Source organism: Akkermansiaceae bacterium (genome assembly GCA_017798145.1).
Lineage (GTDB): Bacteria > Verrucomicrobiota > Verrucomicrobiia > Verrucomicrobiales > Akkermansiaceae > Luteolibacter.
Genome location: CP059069.1, coordinates 1,811,290 through 1,831,042 on the forward strand (window position 1 = coordinate 1,811,290; position 19,753 = coordinate 1,831,042).

Genomic DNA, 19,753 nt, shown 5'->3' on the forward strand with positions numbered 1-19,753 from the left:
CCCTTCCTGTCTTTCCTTCCAAACGTAAAACGAACCGCATTATGAACCTCACCCTCAAAGTCTGGCGCCAGAGCGGCCCCCGCTCCAAAGGCCGCATCCACACCTACCCCGCCGAGAACATCCCCGCGGAAGCCTCCTTCCTCGAAATGCTCGACATCGTCAACGAGCGCATCATCGGCGATGGCGACGATCCCATCCACTTCGACCACGACTGCCGCGAGGGCATCTGCGGATCCTGCTCGCTCACCATCAACGGCGTCCCCCACTCCAAGGAAAAGGGCATCACCACCTGCCAGGTCCACATGAGGAAATTCCGCGACGGCGACACGATCTGGATCGAGCCTTTCCGCGCAGAACCATTCCCCGTCGTCAAGGATCTCATCGTCGACCGCAGCGCCTTCGACCGCATCATCGCCGCCGGCGGCTACATCGACATCCGCACCGGATCCGCCGTGGATGCGAACTCCATACCCATCCCCAAGGACGATGCCGACAGCGCCTTCGACGCCGCCGCCTGCATCGGCTGCGGCGCCTGCGTCGCCGCATGCAAGAACGCATCCGCCATGCTTTTCGTCTCCGCGAAAGTCTCGCACCTCGGCCACCTCCCGCAGGGCCAGCCGGAGCGCCGCAAACGCGCCCTCGCCATGGTACGCCAGATGGACAAGGAAGGCTTCGGAAACTGCACCAACCAGTACGAGTGCGAGGCCGCATGCCCCAAGGAAATATCCGTCGACCACATCGCCCGCCTGAACCGCGATTTCGGCAAGGGCGTCCTCGAAGAGCAATTCGCCTGACCCCCATGGAAACCCTCAGCAAAGCCCCCGAAGAGCCGCTCGGAAAGGTTGTCAGAACCGAGGCCGAGTGGGAAAAAATCCTCACCCCCGAGCAATACCACATCCTCCGCGAGGCCGGCACGGAGCCGCCGGACGGCGACGAATACCACGAGTTCAAGAAACAGGGAGACGGTGCCTACCACTGCGCAGGCTGCGGGGCCTTGCTTTTCTCCTCCGAGCACAAGTTCGACTCCCGCTGCGGCTGGCCCTCCTTCTACGATCCCGCTAAGGCGCAGAACGTCACCACCCGCCCCGACAACTCCGGCGGCAGATCCCGCACCGAGGTCAACTGCGCCATCTGCGGCGGCCACCTCGGCCACGTTTTCTCAGGCGAGGGCTTCGGCACCCCCACCGACCTCCGCTACTGCATCAACGGCGTCGGCCTAAAGTTCGTCCCGAAATAGGGAGAGCCGCGCCTCCGGCGGGCTTCTTCCTTCCGTCGCACCCGCAGGACATTTTCGAATCCGGGCCGGGAATTTGGAGTTTTAGCGCTTGCCCCAATCTCACGCCCGGCGAAGATGACGACCCATCGGCGGCTTGGCGGAATGGTAGACGCGCTCGACTCAAAATCGAGTTCCAAAAGAGTGTGGGTTCGAGTCCCACAGCCGCTACTTCCACTTTTTCCCGCAGCAGAATGGAATCCCCGCGCAGCATAGGCATCATCGCAGGCAGCGGCGTCTATCCATCCACCTTCGTCCGCGCCGCACGCAAGGCGGAGCCTCAGGCCCGGCTCGTCGCCGTCGGCTTCGACAACGAGACCGCCCCCGCCCTTGAAAAGGAGGTCGATGCCTACCGCAACGTCCGTGTCGGCCAGCTCTACAGGCTCATCAAGTTCCTGCTCTCCGAAGGCGTCACAGAAGCCGTGATGATGGGCCAGATCTCCCCGAAAAACCTCTTCGACCTCCGCCCCGACCTCCGCATCCTCATGATGCTTGCTCGGGTAAAAAAACGCAACGCCGAGACACTTTTCGGAGCCATCGCCGACGAACTCGCCAAGGACGGCATCACCCTCCTGCCCGCCACCACATTCCTCGAGGATCATCTCCCGCCGGGAGGCCACGTCGCCGGACCTGTCATCAAGCCCCGCACGCTCGGCGACCTCGAATATGGCTTTGAGATCGCCAAGAAAACCTCCGCCCTGGACATCGGCCAGTCCGTCGTCGTCCGCCACGGCACCGTCCTCGCCGTCGAGGCCTTCGAGGGCACCAACGCCTGCATCCGCCGCGGCGGCGAGCTCGGCAGGAAAAAGGACACCGTCCTCGTGAAAGTCTCCAAACCAAACCAGGACTTCCGCTTCGACGTTCCTGTCATCGGCCCGCAGACGATAGAGAACTGCGCCGAGGCCGGCATCCTCGCCATCGGCATAGAGGCGGGGAAAACGATCCTGCTCGAAAAGGACACCGTCATCCGCCTCTGCACCCAGCACAAGATCTCCATCCACGCCCTGTAGCGGCGATCTCCGGTCGCCTCTCCCCCAAAATCATCATGCACACTCTCCTCCGCATCATCTCCGCATCCCTTTTCCTAACAGCCACCTCACGCGCCGAGCCAGCCGTCAAAGACCTCCCCCCCGCCACCCCCGAAGCCATCTCCGCCGCCATCACCCGGGGCGTCGATTTCCTCATCGCCGACCAGAACGCAAACGGCTCCTGGGGCAGCGCCACCCGCACCAAGGGCCTGAACATCTACGCCCCCCTCCCCGGCGCCCACGACGCCTTCCGCGCCGGTGCCTCCGGCCTCGCTTTCTCCGGCCTTCTCGATTCCGCAGACACCCGCCCGGAAGCCGCCGCCGCCATCGAAAAAGCCACCGCCTGGTCCATCGAACACCTTCCCAAGCTCCGCCGCGCCGACCAGACCACCACCTACAACATCTGGGGCCACGCCTACGGCCTCCGCGCCCTCACCCGCCTCTGGCTGCGCGAAACCGATCCGGAAAAGAAAGCCCTCTACAGAAAACTGGCCCAGCAACAGGTTCAACTCGTCGCCCGCTACGAGGATGTCAACGGCGGCTGGGGATACCTCGATCTCTTCGACGACATCACCACCCAGGAGCCCACCGGCATCACCACCTCCTTCAGCTCCGCCACCGTCCTACTGGCCATGCACGAGTCTCGGGAATCAATGGGAGTCACCCTCGACGAAAAGATCGTCACAAGCTCCCTCGATTCCATCAAGCGCCAGCAGTTTCCGGACAAATCCTACGGCTACTCCCACAGCCACATCATGCGCCCACGGGCCGATATCAACCGCCCCGCCGGCTCCCTATCCCGCTCCCAGGCATGCAACGCCGCCCTCCGCGCCTACGGCCGCGAAGGCATCACCGACGAGGTCATCACCGAATGGGCCGACCGCTTCCTCGCCCGCGAGGGCTTCCTATCCATCGCCCGCAAGCGCCCCCGCCCGCACGACATCCATTTCAGGATCTCCGGCTACTTCTACTACTACGGCGTCTATTATTTCACCGAATCCGTCAGCTTCCTGCCCCCGGAAAAACGCAAGCCATACGCCGAGCGCCTAGCCGCCCTCATCATTTCCCGCCAGGAAAAGGACGGCTCCTGGTGGGACTACCCGCTCTACGATTACCACCAGCCCTACGGCACCGGCTACTGCCTCATGGCGCTGAAATGGTGCCGGGATGAGATGGCCGCAGACTAAAGCGGCCTCCACCGCACGTTCCGGATCATGCCGGTCGTCTGCCACGTCGCGAGGCCGAAGGGTGCGCAATCCGAGATCGGCCCATACCTCAGCGAAAGTTTTTTCCCGGTCGTATCGACATCGATCACCTTCTGCCCATCGATCCATGTTGCGATTCTCTCGCCCTGCCGCAGCAGCCGGATGCGATACCACACATCCGTATCGAAACTGCGGTGGGAGGTGGTTTCGTTCTCCGATGCGTCCTTGCCGTCGATGGACGAGATACCGACCAATCCCCCTCCCCATCCGCCAACAACCAGCGTCACGCACTCGCCTTCCGCGCGGACTGGAAACGTCACCGCACAGAAAAAGTCCGTCCCGTCCACCCGCTTCGCCTGCATCTCCATCTCGAAGGGCGGCCGTGGGATTTCGCCATCCCAGCGGACAGCCGTGAGCCCCTCCCCCCAGCCGATCCGCAGCGACTCGCCTTCCTCCTCCACCTGCCCGCCGCCGACCCAGCTCCACTTGCCCCTGAGATCTGTCCACGGCGTTCCGATCACTTTCGGCTTCTCCTCCCGCCTGCATCCGATGGACCCAAGACCCGAGACCAAAAGCACAATCGCATTCCTCCGCTTCATGCCGCCAGCATGAACCCGTCCCGGAAAATGTCTCGCAATAAGAACTCACCGCCCGGGAACCGCGCTGCCCGGCGAATTGGTGGAAACAGAAGTTGCGGCCGAATATTCTTATCGCTTGGAGCTTTCCCCAAACGGCAGCATCATCAGCCCATGAAATCAGCTGCCATGGGAACGCGCATCATCGATACCAGCAAACATATTTTCTCCTGCAGTTCGCCCGAAGGCTCCGCCCGCATCCCCGAGGAGTTGGGAAAGCTCGGAGAAGTGCGCTCCGGCGCCTTTTGAAGCACATCCTCGAATCGATCCACCCACATGCCGGCCCAACTGGACAAAGCCCATTGCTGGCACCCATTCACCCCTCAGGGCGAATGGTGCGCGCCGGGGCACGATCCCCTGATGATCGTCCGTGCGGAAGGCGTCTGGCTTCATGATGCGGAGGGTGGGCGATACCTCGACGGGAATTCCTCCATCTGGACGAACATCCACGGCCACTGCCGCCCGGAGATCGCGGCGGCCATCGCCGAACAGGCGGCCACGCTCGACCATTCCTCCTACCTCGGCCTCGGCCACCCGCTGGCTTCCGAGCTTGCTGCAAAACTTGTTTCCTATTTCCCCGCAAACTCACTGGAGCGGGTCTTCTTCTCCGACAACGGCTCGACCGCCGTGGAGGCCGCCCTGAAAATGTCGCTCCAGTCCCGCATGCAGACGGGCGAGGAAAAACGGACACGCTTCCTCGCCTTCGACAACGCCTACCATGGCGACACCCTCGGGGCCGCCTCGCTGGGCGGCGTGAACCGCTTCTTTTCCCGCTTCCGCAGCTACGGATTCGAAACGGAATTCCTCTCTTCCCTCCACGTCCTGGAATCCACGGATCCATCCACCGTGACGGCGGTCGTCATCGAGCCCCTCATCCAGGGCGTGAACGAAATGCGTCCCTGGCCACCCGGGATGCTCGCCCAATTGGGGGCATGGACATCGGCTAACGGCATCCACCTCATCCTCGACGAGGTCATGACAGGCTTCGGCCGCACCGGAGCCATGTTCGCCTGCCAGCGGGAAAACGTGATCCCGGATTTCCTCTGCCTCGCAAAAGGCCTAACCGGCGGCACCGTCCCCCTCGCAGCGACGCTCACGACGGATGCCGTTTACCGAACCTTCCTTGGCGGCAGGGAAAACGCATTCTACTATGGGCATAGTTACACGGCAAACCCTATCGGCTGCGCCGCCGCCCTCGCTTCCCTGGATCTCTTCGAGACAGACCGCACCCTCGAATCCATGCCCGAAAAAATTGCCGCCCTGGCCGGATCCCTCGCCGCCCTCCGCAAGCACCCCGCCGTCAAGGAAATCCGCCAATGCGGCCTCATCGCCGGCATCGAGCTGCACGATGGCATGGGCGAAACCGCCGCCACCGCCGCCCGCCGCCACGGACTCGTCACCCGCAACATCCTCAATACCATCGTGCTCATGCCTCCGCTCTGCATCACACCGGATGAGATCCGCTTCGCCTGCGAGGCGATCGGCAAAGGCATTGCCTTCGCACATGATCGCATTTCCCATCCGATCCATCCCGAAGAATGAAAACCACCGCCATCCTCGTCGCCGCCGGATCCAGCAGCCGCATGGGCTTCGACAAGCTCGCCGCCCCCCTCTCAGGCAAGCCCGTCCTCGCCCACACGCTCGATGCATTCCTCACCTGCCATGAAATCACGGAAATCATCGTGGTTTGTCCGGAAAAGCGTTTCTCCGAGCTGCTCGATCCGGCCACCTTCTGCAAACCCGTCCGCCGCATCGATGGCGGCACCGCCCGCCACCTCTCCGTCGCCAACGGCCTCGCCGCCGTCTCCCCGGATGCGGAGCTCGTCGCCGTCCACGACGCCGCCCGCCCCCTCGTCTCCCAAGCCGACATCCTCGCCACCATCGCCGCCGCCCAGGAACACGGAGCGGCATCCCTCGCCCGCCGTGTCACCGAGACCCTGAAACGCTCCGACGGAAACGATTTCACCACAGCCCCCGTCCCCCGTGAAAACCTCTGGTTCATGGAAACCCCGCAGATCTTCCACGCCGATCTCATCCGCTCCGCCTACGAGCGCATCCTGGAAAGCGACATCGAGGTCACCGACGAAAGCTCCGCCATCGAGGCCTACGGCGGAAAGGTGAAGCTCGTCCCCTCCACCTCGCCCAACCCCAAGATCACCACCCCCGCCGACCTCGCCGGAATCGTTCCGAAATTAGATTCTTCCACCGATCACTGATCACTTGGCACTTGGCACGGTTGGAAGCTAGGCTTCCAACCGTGCCCGCCACCTACTCCACACACGATCTTCCCGGCGGCCCGCGCCTTGCCCATGCCCATCTCCCGGAATCCGAGTGCGCCGCTCTCTCGATCTACCTCCCCGTCGGCTCCCGCGACGAAACCGGCAACATCCCCGCAGGCCTCGCGCATTTCTCAGAGCACATGGCGTTCAAGGGCACGAAGACCCGCTCGGCGAAACAACTGACCCTCGCCATCGAGTCCGGCGGCGGCCAGGCGAACGCCTGCACCTCGGAGGATCACACCGTTTACGAAGCCCAGGGCGAGGCGGAGCTCATGCCCGTCCTCATCGAAGTCCTCGCAGACATGGTCTGGCACTCCACCTTCCCGGAAAACGAGATAAACCTGGAGCGCGACGTCATCGGCGAGGAAATCACCATGATCCGCGAGTCGCCCTCCGACCACATCGGCGATCTGCTCGCCTCCGCCCTCTGGCCGGAACACCCCCTCGGCCAATCCATCTCCGGCTCGGTCGAATCCATAGAGAAAATCACCCGCTCCGGCCTCGTGAATTTCGCGAAGCAGCACCATTTCCGCAACGACCTCGTCATCGCCACCGCCGGCCCGATGGATGCCGATGAAATCCTCTCCGCACTCATCCCCCTCCTACCGAAAAAGTTCAGGAAACCGCCCCTGCGCCTCGGCTACACTCCTTCTTCCTCCCGGGAAATCATCGAGAACCGACCAACCGACCAACTCCAGCTCGCCCTCGCCTGGCACACCCCCGGCCGCCGCGCTGAAGAGCGCCATGCCCTGCGCCTGCTCTCACTCATCCTCGGCGAGTCCTCCTCCTCCCGCCTCTTCACCGAGCTGCGCGAGGAACGCGGCCTCTGCTACCAGGTAGGATCGGAGACATCCCTTTTCCACGAAACCGGAGCCCTCCAGATCGTCGCGGGCCTCGACCCCGACTCCCGCGAGGAATCCCTCGAAACCATTTTCAAGGAAACCGCAGACCTAGTCGCAAACGGCCCCCGCCCCGGCGAGCTCGAACGCGCCAAGCGCCTCGCCATCTCCCAATCCAAGCTCGCCTTCGAGTCCACTTCCTCCCACACCGCATGGGCCGGGGAAGGGCTCCTGTTTTTCAACCACATCCCCTCGCCGCAGGAAGCCCGGGAGAATCTCCTCGCCGTCACCGACGAGCAGATCCAGTCCATCGCCGCACAGATCTTTTCTCAAAACCCCGCGACTGCAGAGATCCGATCTTAGGAAAGCCGTCCTTCCAGGCGGCAGCAAAGCACCCAGCAAAATCCAGCCGCCTGGGAGGGCGGCTTTCCTTACTCGACAAGCCCGCGCCTCATGCCAAACTCTCCCGATGGAAATCATCGCGATCAAGCGCCCTCTGGAATCGGAGGGCATCCCGCCCCTGATCGAGGATCCCGAGGTGGCCATGGAAGTTTTCGCGGAGATACTCAAACGAGGAGCCATGTTTTACCCGGATGCCGATGACACTTCACAAGGACATCAGAGAATTCATCGAATTGTGCCTCTCGCGGAGAGTTGATTTTCTCCTCGTCGGCGGATACGCGCTCGCCTTCCACGGAGCGCCCCGTTTCACCGAGGACATCGACCTGATGGTGCTCGTATCGCCCGAAAACGCCGACAAGCTATTTGGTGTGCTCGAAACGTTCGGATTCGGAAGCGCCGGCATCACGCGGGAGGACTTCCTCGATGCCGGGCAGGTGATCCAGCTAGGCCGTGCCCCGAACCGCATCGACCTGCTCACCGGCATCAGCGGGGTCACATGGGACGAGGCATGGTCTTCCCGCGTCCCAATATCCCTCGACGGCTTTCCAATCCATGCCATCGGAAAGGAGCAACTCATCCGCAACAAGCAAGCCACCGGACGCCCACAGGATCTTGCGGATCTCGCACGCCTTCGGAAAGGCCAGCCCAACAATTGAATGCGGGGCTAGAGAGAAGCGCCCGGAACTTCCGGATGCCGGCGGAGCTTAATCGCACATGGTTTTCCGATTGCTGCTTGCCCTCACCCTAACCGCTGCCGCACACGATGTCGGCGGCAAAGGCCACCTCCACACCGCGCCCCAGCACATCGAAAAGCCGCGCATTGAGGACACCATCCAGGCCAACATTTACGCGGACAACTGGTTCGCCCTCTACATCAACGGCCAGCTTGTCGCCACCGACCCTATCCCTTTCATCCCGCATAACGTCGTCACCCTCGACATACTGCCGGAGTATCCCATGACGATCGCTGTCATGGCGCGCGACAATGCCGATCCCAAGACCGGCATGGAGTATGACAACACCAGCATTGGCGACGGCGGTTTCATCCTGAAATTCTCCGATGGCACCGTCACCACCGCATCATGGAAGGCGAAGGACTTCTTCCACGGCCCCATCAACTCGGACACCGCGAACCCGAAAGTCCGTGCAACCCCCATCCCGGAAAACTGGTTCGCCACCGACTTCGACGACTCTTCATGGGCGAATGCGAAGGAATTCACCGAACAGGAGATCGACCCGAAAAAGCCCTACTTCGACCATGATTTCAAAGGGGCGAAATGGATCTGGAGCGACGACCTCAAGCTCGATAACACAGTCATCTTCCGCACCCGGATCGCATCCGCTCCGGACGGCCGCAAGGCGAATCCAAACTGGCCAAAGGGACATATCCTCCCATCGGCAAGCTCCGCCCCTTTCCTAACTGCAGGCATCCAGGCACCCCATGATTTTTCGCACCGCCTCGATCCCTCCGCTCCGCCGCAAGCCAAGGCCTTCGCGCCTTTTGCCGAGTCGCTTGAGATCAAATGGGACGAGCGTTTCGTCATCGTCGGCACGAATTCGCTGCCCGATCACCCGATGATGAAAGGCATCACAGCATGGAACCAGCAGGTTCCCCTTCCCCAGGATTTCTTCGGTGAAAACGCATGGCACATCCCGCTCCATCCCGTCCCCTCGCCCAGCCCGGTCTCTGCGAAAACAAGCCTCTTCAAGGGAGCCATCGCCGTAGCAATCAACGGGGTTCCGATTTTCAACCCGATCAAGCAGGACGGCCGCACCGACACCAAGCTCGCCGGGGAACTCGATGAATACGGCGGCCATGCCGGACGCGCCGATGATTACCATTACCACCTCCCGCCCACTTTCCTGAGCAGGCTCGTCGGCGACACCCAGCCGATCGGCTTCGCAATGGACGGCTACCCGCTCTATGGCTTCAACGAACCCGACGGATCACCCGCCAAGGATCTCGATGCCTTCAACGGCCACGAACACGGCGTCCTCGGCTACCACTACCACTCCAGCTTAAACTACCCCTACCTCAACGGCGGGCTGAAAGGCCAGGTCGAGATCCGCGACGACCAGGTGGCCGACCAACCCCGCACCCAAGGCATCCGTCCCTACACCCAGCCCCTGCGCGGCGCGGCGATCACGGATTTTAGCAATCCGGAAGAGGGGCGCTACTCGCTCACCTACGAGCTCGGAGGGAAATCCCACCGCATCGACTACAGCACCAAACCGGAAGGCGGAGCCGACTTCGCATTCGTCGCGCCCGACGGCACCACGACCAAGGAATCCTACACACCGCACCAGCGCCGACCCGATGGTGAAAAGGGCGAAAGAAAACCGGGGGAAAAAGGCAAACGCCCACGTGACCGCCCCGAAGAACCGCGTGGAAAAGAGCAGGCGGGAGACGCACCGCGCACCCCATGGATCCTCGTCCACGCGCCGGAAATCGACGCCAACAAGGACGGCACCCTCACACTTGAAGAACTTCTCGCCGATGTAAAAGCGGTCTTCGATGGCTACGATGCGGACAAGGACGGTCACCTTACAGAACCCGGAATGACCCAAGGGAAAAGCGGCGTCCACTCCGCCCTGGACGGCTTCGTCAGGCAACACAACCTTGAGATGGACAGTGACGATGACTCCAAGGTCTCCGCCGCCGAAATGACAGGGCAATTCAAGCGGTTCCTGGACAAGAATGACGCCAACGGCGACGGGAAACTCAGCCCCGATGAGCTCAAGGTGGAAGGCGAAATCAAGCCGCGCTTACCGGATAAAAAGACACCCGCACAGCCGGATTCACCCAAGCCCCAATCATCCATCGGCAAGGGCAAACCCAACGTCATTTTCATCCTCATCGACGACATGGGCTGGAACGATGTCGGCTTCGCCGGAAACAAATCCATCGAAACCCCGAACATCGCCAAACTCGCCGCCGAGGGCATGCGTTTCAGCGCGGCCTACGCGCCGTCACCGGTCTGCTCGCCGACACGGATCAGCCTCCAGACAGGCATGAGCTGCGCGCGCCTCCAATGGACAAAAGCCTCCCCCGTGATGACCGCCACCGATGGCTACAAGCTCATCCCGCCGGCCCACAGAAGATCAATACGCGAGGACGAGACCACGGTCGCGGAACTCCTGAAAACCGCCGGCTACGCGACAGCCCACTACGGAAAGTGGCACTTGAACGGAGGCGGTCCGGAAAAACACGGCTACGACGAAAGCGACGGGGAAACGAGCAACGGCGACGCCGCACAGTTCAAGGGCGACAACCCGGTTGATATCGTGGGCATGGGCACACGCGCTGCCGCGTTCATGAAGAAATCGCACGAAGCCGGGAAGCCGTTCTTCATCCAGATGTCCTACCACGCCCTGCATTACCCGGAGAACGCGAACCCTAAAAGTGTCGAAAAATTCAAAGCGCTTCTTCCGAATGCCCCCGCGCACATCGTCCAGCGCGCCGCCATCACCTATGACCTCGACGCAGGCATAGGACAGATCCTCAAGGATCTCGACACCCTCGACCTCGCGAAAAACACTTGGGTGATTTACATGTCCGACAACGGAGCCGGAGGGAGCAAGGGTGGAAAAGGCGGTGGCAGGAGCATCCAGGGCGGAAAAGGCAGCCTCTGGGAAGGCGGCATCCGCGTCCCGCTGATCATCCGCGGCCCGGGAGTGGCTCCGGACAGCTGGTGCCACGGGCGGGTTGTCGGCTTCGATCTTTTCCCGACCTTCTGCGGACTCGCCGGGGTCACCGAACTGCCCAAGGACATCGATGGAGGCTCCATCCTTCCGCAGCTCAGAGGTTCGCAGGAGCCCGTGAAACGCCCCCGCGAGGAACTCGTCTTCCATTTCCCCCACTACCAGGGGGACACCCCGCATTCCGCCATCTACCTCGGCGATTTCAAGCTCATCCACTTCTACGAAACCGGCGAGAACAAGCTCTTCAACATCAGGGACGACATTGGGGAAAAGAGCGACATCTCAAAGGAAATGCCCGACAAGACAGCCGGGCTCTCGGCAAAGCTCAGCGCCTGCCTCACCGAGGTGAAGGCACAGCTCCCAACGGAGAACCCGCAGGCCGTTCCGGGAAAAATTCACACTGGTGAAAAGGGCGACAAGAAGGAAGGCAAAGGGAAAAAGCGCAAGTAGGATTCGACAGCCCGGCGGGGATCACTAAAAAGGATGCGATTCCCACCGAAGTGACCTTTCCATGCCTTTCCGCCCCTTCACATCCGTCCACTACATCACACTCGCCGTTGGCTTTGCGATCACGGCGCTGGTGATCCTTTGCGCGAAGCGGTCGGAGAAAAACGAGCGCTTTGCCACCGCGATCCTGGCGTTCCTGAACCTCTCCGCCTACCCCTTCGCCCTCTTCGCATGGCACAACCACCCCCGCGCCCTCGATAACGTCCTGCCGCTCCACCTCTGCGACCTTGCTGCCATCGTGGCGGGCTTCGCGCTTTTTACGAGAAAGCCTTTCCTCCTCACCCTCACCTACTTCTGGGGGCTCGCCGCCACTCTCCAGGCACTCCTCACCCCCGCCATCACCATCGGGCCTCCTTCCCTTCCCTTCATCCATTTCTTCGTCCAGCACTTCGCCATCGTCGCCGCCGCACTCTACATCCCGCTCGTCCTGAAATGGCGGCCGGAGGCGCCTTGGTGGAAATCGCCGCTCAAGGTTTTCGGGATCTCCGTCGCCTACCAAGGGGTCGCCCTGCTTGTCAACATGGCCCTGAAAACCAACTTCGCCTTCGCCTCCCGCCCACCGGACAACCCCTCCCTCATCGACCACCTCGGGCCGTGGCCGGTTTACCTGTTCGCGATGCAAGGCCTGGCGTTTGTCCTGTTCATCCTGCTCGCACTGCCTTTCAAAACCGGTAGGCCCGAGCCGTGAAAGCCCGCACCGCACCAATCCCCCCCCTTGCCTTTGCCGACTGGGCGGGTAGGTTCCTAACACATGAAAACCACCTTCTTGCTCCTGATGCCCGTCTTTGCGCTCGTTTCCTGCGCACCCTCCCTCCCCTCGACAGGATTTCTCGGAGAGGATGACAAGAAGCTGACCGCCGACAAAAGCCTGCCTTTCCAGAGATCCTGGCGGAAGGCCGATGCGGATCTCAGCAAATATTCGAAGATCGAAGTCGTGCCCATCAGGACCGACAAACTCCGCTCCCTCGACAACAGCCTCAACGCCGTGAATTTCCGTAACATCGGGGACCAGTATTCCAAAGACGTGGCCAAGCTTGCGGACGGCACGACGGAAGCTTTCAGGAAAGAACTCGACGAACTCCCGGGACGCAGTGCCACCATCGTTTCCAAGCCTTCGAAATCCCGCAACACGCTGGTTCTTGAAACGAATCTCGTGGAGGCGATTCCCGGGCGCCCTTCGGCGAAAATCGCGAACCTTGCGGTCCCTCTTGTCGGGATCCTCAGTCAGCCCTCGATCGCCATAGAGGGTCGCCTCCGGGACGCAAGATCGGGGGAAACCCTGCTTGCCTTCGCGGACAACGAAACCCCGGAAGCGAGCATCATCGATGCGCAAAGCTTCACTTTCTACGGCACCCTCCGCCGCGAGGCGGAAAAGTGGGCTTCCCAGCTCGCGGAAATCATCGAAGGCTCGACGGATGTGAAAGACCCCTTCTTTTTCAGGCCGGTTGACTGGTGAAATCGAATCTATCTTCAGGCCTGATCCTCCTGAATGATCGGAGTTTTTCTGATCGTATCCCGGAGCCATCCGCCACAATCTCCTGCATGCTCTCCATACTCACATGCCGCAGCAAGTTGCCCTGGCTGATCATTTCCCTCGCTTCCTCCCTATCCGCATTCGCCGTCACTGACGAGCCCCCCCCGAAAACAGAAGGCACAGCCAACCCCGAAGCCATCCCTGCGGAAACCTCGGAAGAAGCCATTCTCTCCACCATCCAATACCCGCAGGAAATGGAAGCGAAGCTTTTCGCCCGCGAGCCCAACGTCCAGGATCCCACCGCTATCACCTTCGACGGGCAGAACCGACTCTACATCGCCGAGACACACCGCTTCGAGCGCGGCGTGGAGGACAACCGCCGCAACCCATGGGTCGCCGACGACTACCAGCTCACCACCACCGCCGGGCGTCTGGAGATGTACAAGAAATACGCGGATAAGAAACCGCTCTCCTATTTCACCGAATACTCGGAGAAAATCCGCGTGGTCGAGGATCGCGACGGCGATGGCAAAGCCGACCACTCCCAGATCTTCGCGGACGGCTTCAACGATCCGCTGGATGGCACGGCGGCGGGCGTGATGGAGCTCGACGGCAAAATCTACTTCGCCTGCATCCCGCACGTCTGGCTGTTAGAGGATACCGATGGTGATCTCGCCGCAGACAACCGCGAGTCCCTGCAGGAAGGCTACGGCATTTCCGTGAGCCTCAGCGGCCACGACCTCAACGGCTTCGTCCTCGGCCCCGACAACCGCATCTACTTCACCATCGGCGACAGAGGCTACAACCTCAAAACCAAGGACGGCCGCCACCTCTACAGCCAGTACGAGGGCGCCGTGTTCCGCATGGAGCGCGATGGCAGCGGGCTGGAGGTGATCCACACGGGTTTGCGCAACCCCAAGGAGGTCGCGTTCGATCGCTACGGGAACCTGTTTTCCGTCGATAACGAGGCTGACATGCAGGACATGGCCCGCGTCGTTGATGTCGTGGAAGGCGCCCACTCCGGCTGGCAGCGCGGCCACCAGGCGTTCCAGAAATTCACGAACCTGATCTACGGCACCAGCCGCCACGATACGAACTGGATGAGGGAACGCCACTGGGATCCAGACAGCGAGCTCCGCCCGCGCGCCATACTCGCCCCGGCCGGATGGGTCGCCAAGGGACCCTCCGGCCTCGCCTACAACCCCGGCACCGGCCTCGCGGAAAAATGGGACAACCATTTCTTCGTCTGCGATTTCGTCGGCGCGAACAGCGCGGTGATCGGTTTCCGCATGGAGCCGAACGGCGCGGGCTTCAAGGTTGAGAAGAAGGAAAATTTTGTCTCCGGGATGCTCTGCACGGACATCGAGTTCGGCTACGACAGCAAGGCTTACGTCACCGATTATGTCGGCAGCTGGCCCACGCATGGATTCGGAAACGTCTTCACCTTCGAGGATCCGAAGGAAACCGCGAAGCCGGAGACCAAGGAAGTCCGCGGAATTTTCGCGAAAGGTTTCAACAAGCTGCCCGCACAGGAACTCGCCGGCCTCCTCCGCCATCCCGACATGCGCGTCCGCCTCCGCGCCCAGGTCGCCCTTTCTGATGATGTCCAGAACCGCGACCTCCTCCTCGCAGCCACCGCCTCAACCGAGCCCCTCACCACCCGCCTCCACGGTGTCTGGGGGCTGGGGAACCTCGCCCGGCTCAAAAAGGACACGCAATCGGCGGAACAACTCGCCGCACTCTGCTCGGATGATGACTCCAAGGTGCGCGGCCAAGCCGTCAAGGCGCTGGGGGACTCCGGCCACCGGGAAGACCTCGATGCCATTCTTGGATGCCTCGCCGATTCCGACCTCCGCACCCGCATGCTCGCGGCGATCGCCACCGGAAAGCTCGGCACCAGGTCACAGATTCCCATACTGATGGCTGTCGCGAAGGACAACGACGACAGGGACGAATACCTCCGCCACGGCGTCGTACAGGGATTGATCGGGATCGGGGATGCGGATCTGGTCCATGCCTTTGCCAACAGCGAGTCCCCCGCCATCCGCCGTGCGGTGGTGCTCGCCCTACGCCGCTTCGGCGACGGCCGCATCGGCCATTTCCTCAAGGACACGGATCTCTCCATCGCCGTCGAAACCGTGCAGGCGATCAACGACAATTACATCGAGGGCGCCCGCCAAGACCTCGCCGCCGCAACCCACCTCCTCGGCAAATCCACATGGGCCGTCGATCTGCGCATCCTCAACGCCATGATCCGCGCCGGGGGCGATGACAATGCCCGCCGCCTCATCGAGGTCGCATCTAACAAATCGCTTTCCGAAAACGCCCGCACTGAGGCGCTCTGGCTGCTCGGTCGTTTCGAGAAATCACCGCCCACCGATCCGACCACCGGCATGTATCGCCCCATCAAAGGGCAGCAGCCGCTGGGCAAGGAAGTCCGTGGGGAAATCCACGACGCATTGCTTCCGCTGCTCGCCAACAGCACAGGCAACCTGCTTGTCGAAGCCCTCGGCCTAGCCGGGAAATTCGGCGTTGAAATCCCCACCAAAACCCTCATGGGTCAGCTCACCGGCGCGAAAAACCCCTTGCAGGTCAGGCTCGCCGCACTGGGGAAACTCGAAAAGGAAAAGCCCTCCGGTTTCACAGAAACCCTTGTTGGATTGACCGCTGACAGCGATCCCAAGATGCGCGCCGCCGCACTTCAAGCGCTCGGGCGCATCTCCCCGGAAGAGGCCTTCGGGGTGATTGGGAACATCCTTGCCTCGGGGGAACCCTCCGATCAGCAGCTCGCCATCGCCTTGCTCGGAACGCTCGCCCATCCGCAGGCACCTGCCACCCTCCTCAACCTGATGCAGGATCTGAAGAACCAGCCGCCCGCCATCCACCTCGACATCATCGAGGCCGCAACGAAACACGGCGGCCCCGAGCTCGATATGGCGGTTGCGGATCATGAGGCGGGCATCGACAAGGGCGATCCCCTCGCGGCCTTCCAAGTCGCACTGGAAGGCGGCAACCCGGAGAACGGTAGAAGCATTTTCTTCAACAACGGCTCAGCCAACTGCCGCCAGTGCCATAAGGTCGGCGAGCGCGGAGGCGATGCCGGCCCGAACATGGCAGGGATAGGCGGCCGCCACGAATCCGCCTACATCCTGGAGTCCATCGTCAACCCCAGCGCCAAGCTCGCGGCAGGATATTCCGCCATCGCGGTGACCATGAAGGGCGGGAAAATCGTCGCCGGCCTGCTGGTGAGCGAGAACGAGGACGAGGTCGTCGTCAGGAACATGGAGACAAACGAGGAAACCGTCTGCAAGCGCACGGACATCGTCTCCATACCGCCAGCCATTTCCACCATGCCCCCCATGGGCCTGATCCTGAAAAAGACCGAGATCCGGGATCTGGTGGCCTTCCTGTCCTCGCTGAAGTAACCGGCCTCTGGTTTTTGCTCGCGCCGTGTGGAGGAAGGCTCAGAACCATTCCTTTTTGCCGACCACATACGTCTTCACGAACTCGGAATCCGTCTTGGTCAGGTAAAGGATGCCTTCGATGAGTCCCACGATGCCGACGGCCATGGTCGGCAATCCGCATACAAACAAGCCGACGAGGCCGACGGACAGCATGATGACACCGGGGACTGTGTATCCGAGGTAAAGCTTGTGAACCCCGAAGGAGCCGAGAACGATGCCAAGGATGCCGGCGATCAGCTTCTTGTCGGTTTGTTCCTTGGGATAGCTTTCCTCTGCGGCCGGTGCGTTTGGCGGGGCGGCCACTGGAGGCGGGGTCTGTTCCGGTGCGGGCGGTGCGGCTTGTTCCGGTGCTGGCGTTTCTTCTGACATGGTGGTTGTCGAATAGCAAAAATCCATCAAGCTGGCAAGCAGCAAGCAGAAATGAAACCGCGCATCACCCTCGCAGAGACCACACTTGAGGACGGCAGCCACCTGGAGCTCCAGGAGCACGACGGCCGCCGCTACCTCAGCATCCACGGCCAGCAAATCTGCGGCCCGGCCACAAGGGCGGCGGAAGAAGAGCTGGCAAAGCTGGCGGCGGCCCCGTTCCGCCCGGCACGGCAGCCGCGGATCTGGCTCGTGGGGCTGGGGCTCGGAAACATGCTGGCTGCCATCATCCGTGAGCTCCCGCAGAAGCGCGCCGTCTACACCGTGGCGGAAAGCCGCAGCGCACTGCCCGAGTGGAACCGCGAGTTTTTCCCGGAATCCCCTCTCGCCGATCCGCGCGTCGTGATCGAGGAAAATGCGGGCGCAAACGCCCTCAACAAGCAATCCGGCTGCCTCCACGCGATCCTCATCCACCTCGATTCCGCCCCTCTCGCCGGAAAGCAGCGCCTGCTCGTCAACGACAAGCGCTGGCTTTCCGCCACCTACGAGGCGCTCCAACCCGGCGGCCTTCTGGCGATCGGATCCACCCGGAAAATGCCAACCCTGACCCGCAACCTCGAGCGCGAGGGCTACGAGGTCGTCGAACATATGGTGCCCGCCGTGCCGATGGCGAAGAAGCCGCGTTACGTCCCGATCTGGCTCGCGCGCAAGTCGCGAGGTGCCGCTTGAGTCGATCCCGGCTTTGTGCTTTCCTTCCCGCCCCTGATCATGACCCGCATCCAACATCTCGTCCCATTACTCATTGCCGCGACCGCCCATGCCGGGGAGCTCACCTTGGAAATGAAACCTTTTTCCGTCACACACAGCCTTCCTGCCATCGCGCTCCCACTGGAAAGCACCCCCATCGTCCTGGACGCGGAAGCTTGGACGGAATTCACCATCACCAAGATCGCCGCGCATGGCAGCTCCGTGAAAAAAGGAGACACCCTCCTTGCCTGCGATGCCGAGGGCATAGCCCGCAAGATCGAGGACACCCGCCGCTCCATCTCCGCCGAGACACTAGGCCTCGCACAAGCGCAACTCGATCTCTCGACCCTTGAGAAGACCGTCCCCGAGCAGCTTGCCCGGCTGAAGCGCGGGGCGGAGCAAGCGGCGGAGGAACTCGCCTATTTCACGGAAACCCGCCGCAAGGCCGCGGAGGAAGCGGCCGCGCAATCCCTCAAGCGCAACGAGCAGATGCTCGCCTCGAAGCAGGAGGAGCTCAAGCAGCTCCTCAAAATGTATGAGGCGGACGACATCACCGAGGACACCGAGGAAATCATCCTCCAGAACCAGAAGGATGCCGTGGAATACGCGGAGTTCGCCCTGCGCATGGAAATGCTCGACCACGAGCGCACCCTCAGCGTTTCGCTGCCGCGCGAGGCCATCTCCCTCACCCAAAACCGCGACGACACCGCACTGCAGCTCGCCAAGGGCGAAAAGGATCTGCCGCGTTCCATCGAGCTGAAAAAAATCGAGGTCGCCGGCCTGGAAGCCTCGCTCGGGCGCAACACGCAGACCCTCGCGGAGCTTGAGAAAGACCGCGCTCTCTTCGAGATCAAGGCACCCGCCGACGGCACCTTTTACCATGGTTCCATCGAGGACGGAAAATGGACAAGCGGCGAGCTCATCAAGGGTCTGCACAGTAATGGTTCCGCACCGGTCAAGAAAGCCTTCGCCACCTTCATCCCGGCATCCGCGAAGATGGCCATCCACGCCTTTCCGGACCAGGCGACCGCGGCTGCTCTCACTGTCGGAGCGAAAGGAGCCGCCACGCTCTCCGGACGCGGAAACATGAGCATCCAGGTATCGTTGGAATCGCTGGGCGCCACCCCGAACCCGGATCAAACCTACAATGCCACCTTCGCGGCGGAGTGGCCGGAAAAATCGCAGGTCGCAGCAGGTCAGGCGCTGGCGATCCACCTGGTATCCTACGCCGCGGACGCCGCTCTCACAATCCCATCCAAAGCGATCGCATACGGCCCGAAGGGCTGGGAGGTTGAGGTCAAGCTGGCCGATGGGAAGACCGAGAAGCGCCCTGTGACCAAAGGCATTTCATCCGCCGAGGAAACGGAAATCACCTCCGGACTGGAAGCCGGGCAAGTGGTCATCGTACCATAGCCGCCACCTCCCGCCGCGGTCTCCACCGTCAACCACCATCGGTGTCACAACACCGGCAGATTGATCTGGAGATCGTGAAGCGGAGCGATTTCATGAAAGGCTTCGAAGTCCATCCGAGGCTCTTCGCAGATCTTTATGGAACCAGTGATAGCTTGCCGCAGAAGAAGAGGATTCTGGTGCGGTAGTCTTTGAAGTTCATGAGGGTCCGGGCATTGGCCTTGATGGCTTGGATCTTGTAGTTGATCCCTTCCGAGATGGCGTTGGTGATGAGCTCGATCAGGTCTGTGACCAGGCGCTTGCGGAGTTTCGCCGCAGCTGCGGAGAGGACGGCCGGCAGCCACTGGTTGAGCCTGTCGATGACCCCCTTGAAGCTCGGGTTCTCGCATCCTGCCGCCACTCAAGCAATGCGCCCGCGACAT

The 19,753-nt window shown here is 61.9% G+C and carries 17 protein-coding genes and 1 tRNA gene; 15 read left to right on the forward strand and 3 right to left on the reverse strand.

Annotated features, from left to right (window positions below; translation table 11 throughout):
* Positions 1-41: 41 nt before the first annotated feature.
* The 5 genes from HZ994_07630 to HZ994_07650 all read left to right on the forward strand — a co-directional run bounded on the left by HZ994_07630 (position 42) and on the right by HZ994_07650 (position 3,488).
* On the forward strand, positions 42-794 hold the full coding sequence (locus tag HZ994_07630) for a succinate dehydrogenase/fumarate reductase iron-sulfur subunit (protein ID QTN32207.1): 753 nt from the start codon (positions 42-44) through the stop codon (positions 792-794).
* 5 nt (positions 795-799) lie between these two features.
* Positions 800-1,237, forward strand: a complete 438-nt coding sequence (gene msrB, locus HZ994_07635; GenBank protein ID QTN32208.1) for a peptide-methionine (R)-S-oxide reductase MsrB — start codon at positions 800-802, stop codon at positions 1,235-1,237.
* Positions 1,238-1,364: 127 nt separating this feature from the next.
* Positions 1,365-1,444 (forward strand) — tRNA-Leu (locus HZ994_07640).
* Positions 1,445-1,467: 23 nt separating this feature from the next.
* Positions 1,468-2,283 (forward strand): LpxI family protein, encoded by an 816-nt coding sequence (locus tag HZ994_07645; GenBank protein ID QTN32209.1) that lies wholly within the window; start codon positions 1,468-1,470, stop codon positions 2,281-2,283.
* 35 nt (positions 2,284-2,318) lie between these two features.
* Complete coding sequence (locus HZ994_07650) at positions 2,319-3,488, forward strand: hypothetical protein (protein QTN32210.1); 1,170 nt, start codon at positions 2,319-2,321, stop codon at positions 3,486-3,488.
* Here HZ994_07650 and HZ994_07655 read toward each other — a convergent pair.
* Complete coding sequence (locus HZ994_07655; GenBank protein QTN32211.1) at positions 3,485-4,027, reverse strand: DUF1080 domain-containing protein; 543 nt, start codon at positions 4,025-4,027, stop codon at positions 3,485-3,487. The two genes, HZ994_07650 and HZ994_07655, sit on opposite strands and share 4 nt — an antisense overlap.
* A gap of 390 nt (positions 4,028-4,417) precedes the next feature.
* Here HZ994_07655 and bioA point away from each other — a divergent pair, with 390 nt between their 5' ends.
* The 8 genes from bioA (at position 4,418) to HZ994_07695 (ending at position 16,769) form a co-directional block, all read left to right on the forward strand.
* A complete protein-coding gene (gene bioA / locus HZ994_07660; GenBank protein QTN32212.1) occupies positions 4,418-5,683 on the forward strand; it encodes an adenosylmethionine--8-amino-7-oxononanoate transaminase in 1,266 nt (421 codons plus the stop codon).
* Positions 5,680-6,357: a 2-C-methyl-D-erythritol 4-phosphate cytidylyltransferase gene (ispD, locus tag HZ994_07665; protein QTN32213.1), complete on the forward strand. Its 678-nt coding sequence runs from the start codon at positions 5,680-5,682 to the stop codon at positions 6,355-6,357. Before bioA ends, ispD begins: the two co-directional genes overlap by 4 nt.
* A 41-nt stretch (positions 6,358-6,398) precedes the next feature.
* Positions 6,399-7,622: an insulinase family protein gene (locus tag HZ994_07670; GenBank protein ID QTN32214.1), complete on the forward strand. Its 1,224-nt coding sequence runs from the start codon at positions 6,399-6,401 to the stop codon at positions 7,620-7,622.
* A gap of 236 nt (positions 7,623-7,858) precedes the next feature.
* The gene (locus tag HZ994_07675) at positions 7,859-8,317 is read left to right on the forward strand and encodes a nucleotidyl transferase AbiEii/AbiGii toxin family protein (protein QTN34340.1); all 459 of its coding nucleotides are present in this window, start codon (positions 7,859-7,861) and stop codon (positions 8,315-8,317) included.
* 58 nt (positions 8,318-8,375) lie between these two features.
* Positions 8,376-11,813: a sulfatase-like hydrolase/transferase gene (locus HZ994_07680; GenBank protein QTN32215.1), complete on the forward strand. Its 3,438-nt coding sequence runs from the start codon at positions 8,376-8,378 to the stop codon at positions 11,811-11,813.
* A 61-nt stretch (positions 11,814-11,874) separates the two neighbouring features.
* Positions 11,875-12,558 carry a TIGR02206 family membrane protein gene (locus tag HZ994_07685; protein QTN32216.1) on the forward strand — a complete coding sequence of 228 codons (684 nt, stop codon included), beginning with the start codon at positions 11,875-11,877 and terminating at the stop codon, positions 12,556-12,558.
* 63 nt (positions 12,559-12,621) lie between these two features.
* On the forward strand, positions 12,622-13,326 hold the full coding sequence (locus HZ994_07690) for a DUF3313 family protein (GenBank protein QTN32217.1): 705 nt from the start codon (positions 12,622-12,624) through the stop codon (positions 13,324-13,326).
* Positions 13,327-13,412: 86 nt separating this feature from the next.
* Positions 13,413-16,769 (forward strand): HEAT repeat domain-containing protein, encoded by a 3,357-nt coding sequence (locus HZ994_07695; protein ID QTN32218.1) that lies wholly within the window; start codon positions 13,413-13,415, stop codon positions 16,767-16,769.
* A 39-nt stretch (positions 16,770-16,808) separates the two neighbouring features.
* Here the strand turns inward: HZ994_07695 and HZ994_07700 are convergent, their stop codons facing one another.
* The gene (locus HZ994_07700) at positions 16,809-17,177 is read right to left on the reverse strand and encodes a TM2 domain-containing protein (GenBank protein QTN32219.1); all 369 of its coding nucleotides are present in this window, start codon (positions 17,175-17,177) and stop codon (positions 16,809-16,811) included.
* Between the two features lie 51 nt (positions 17,178-17,228).
* On the opposite strand from HZ994_07700, the gene HZ994_07705 reads away from it, so the two are divergent.
* Positions 17,229-17,903 (forward strand): hypothetical protein, encoded by a 675-nt coding sequence (locus HZ994_07705; GenBank protein QTN32220.1) that lies wholly within the window; start codon positions 17,229-17,231, stop codon positions 17,901-17,903.
* Between the two features lie 39 nt (positions 17,904-17,942).
* The gene (locus HZ994_07710; GenBank protein QTN32221.1) at positions 17,943-19,334 is read left to right on the forward strand and encodes a hypothetical protein; all 1,392 of its coding nucleotides are present in this window, start codon (positions 17,943-17,945) and stop codon (positions 19,332-19,334) included.
* Between the two features lie 133 nt (positions 19,335-19,467).
* Here the strand turns inward: HZ994_07710 and HZ994_07715 are convergent, their stop codons facing one another.
* Positions 19,468-19,731, reverse strand: coding sequence for a transposase (locus HZ994_07715; GenBank protein QTN32222.1), 264 nt, complete (start codon positions 19,729-19,731; stop codon positions 19,468-19,470).
* Between the last annotated feature and the right edge of the window lie 22 nt (positions 19,732-19,753).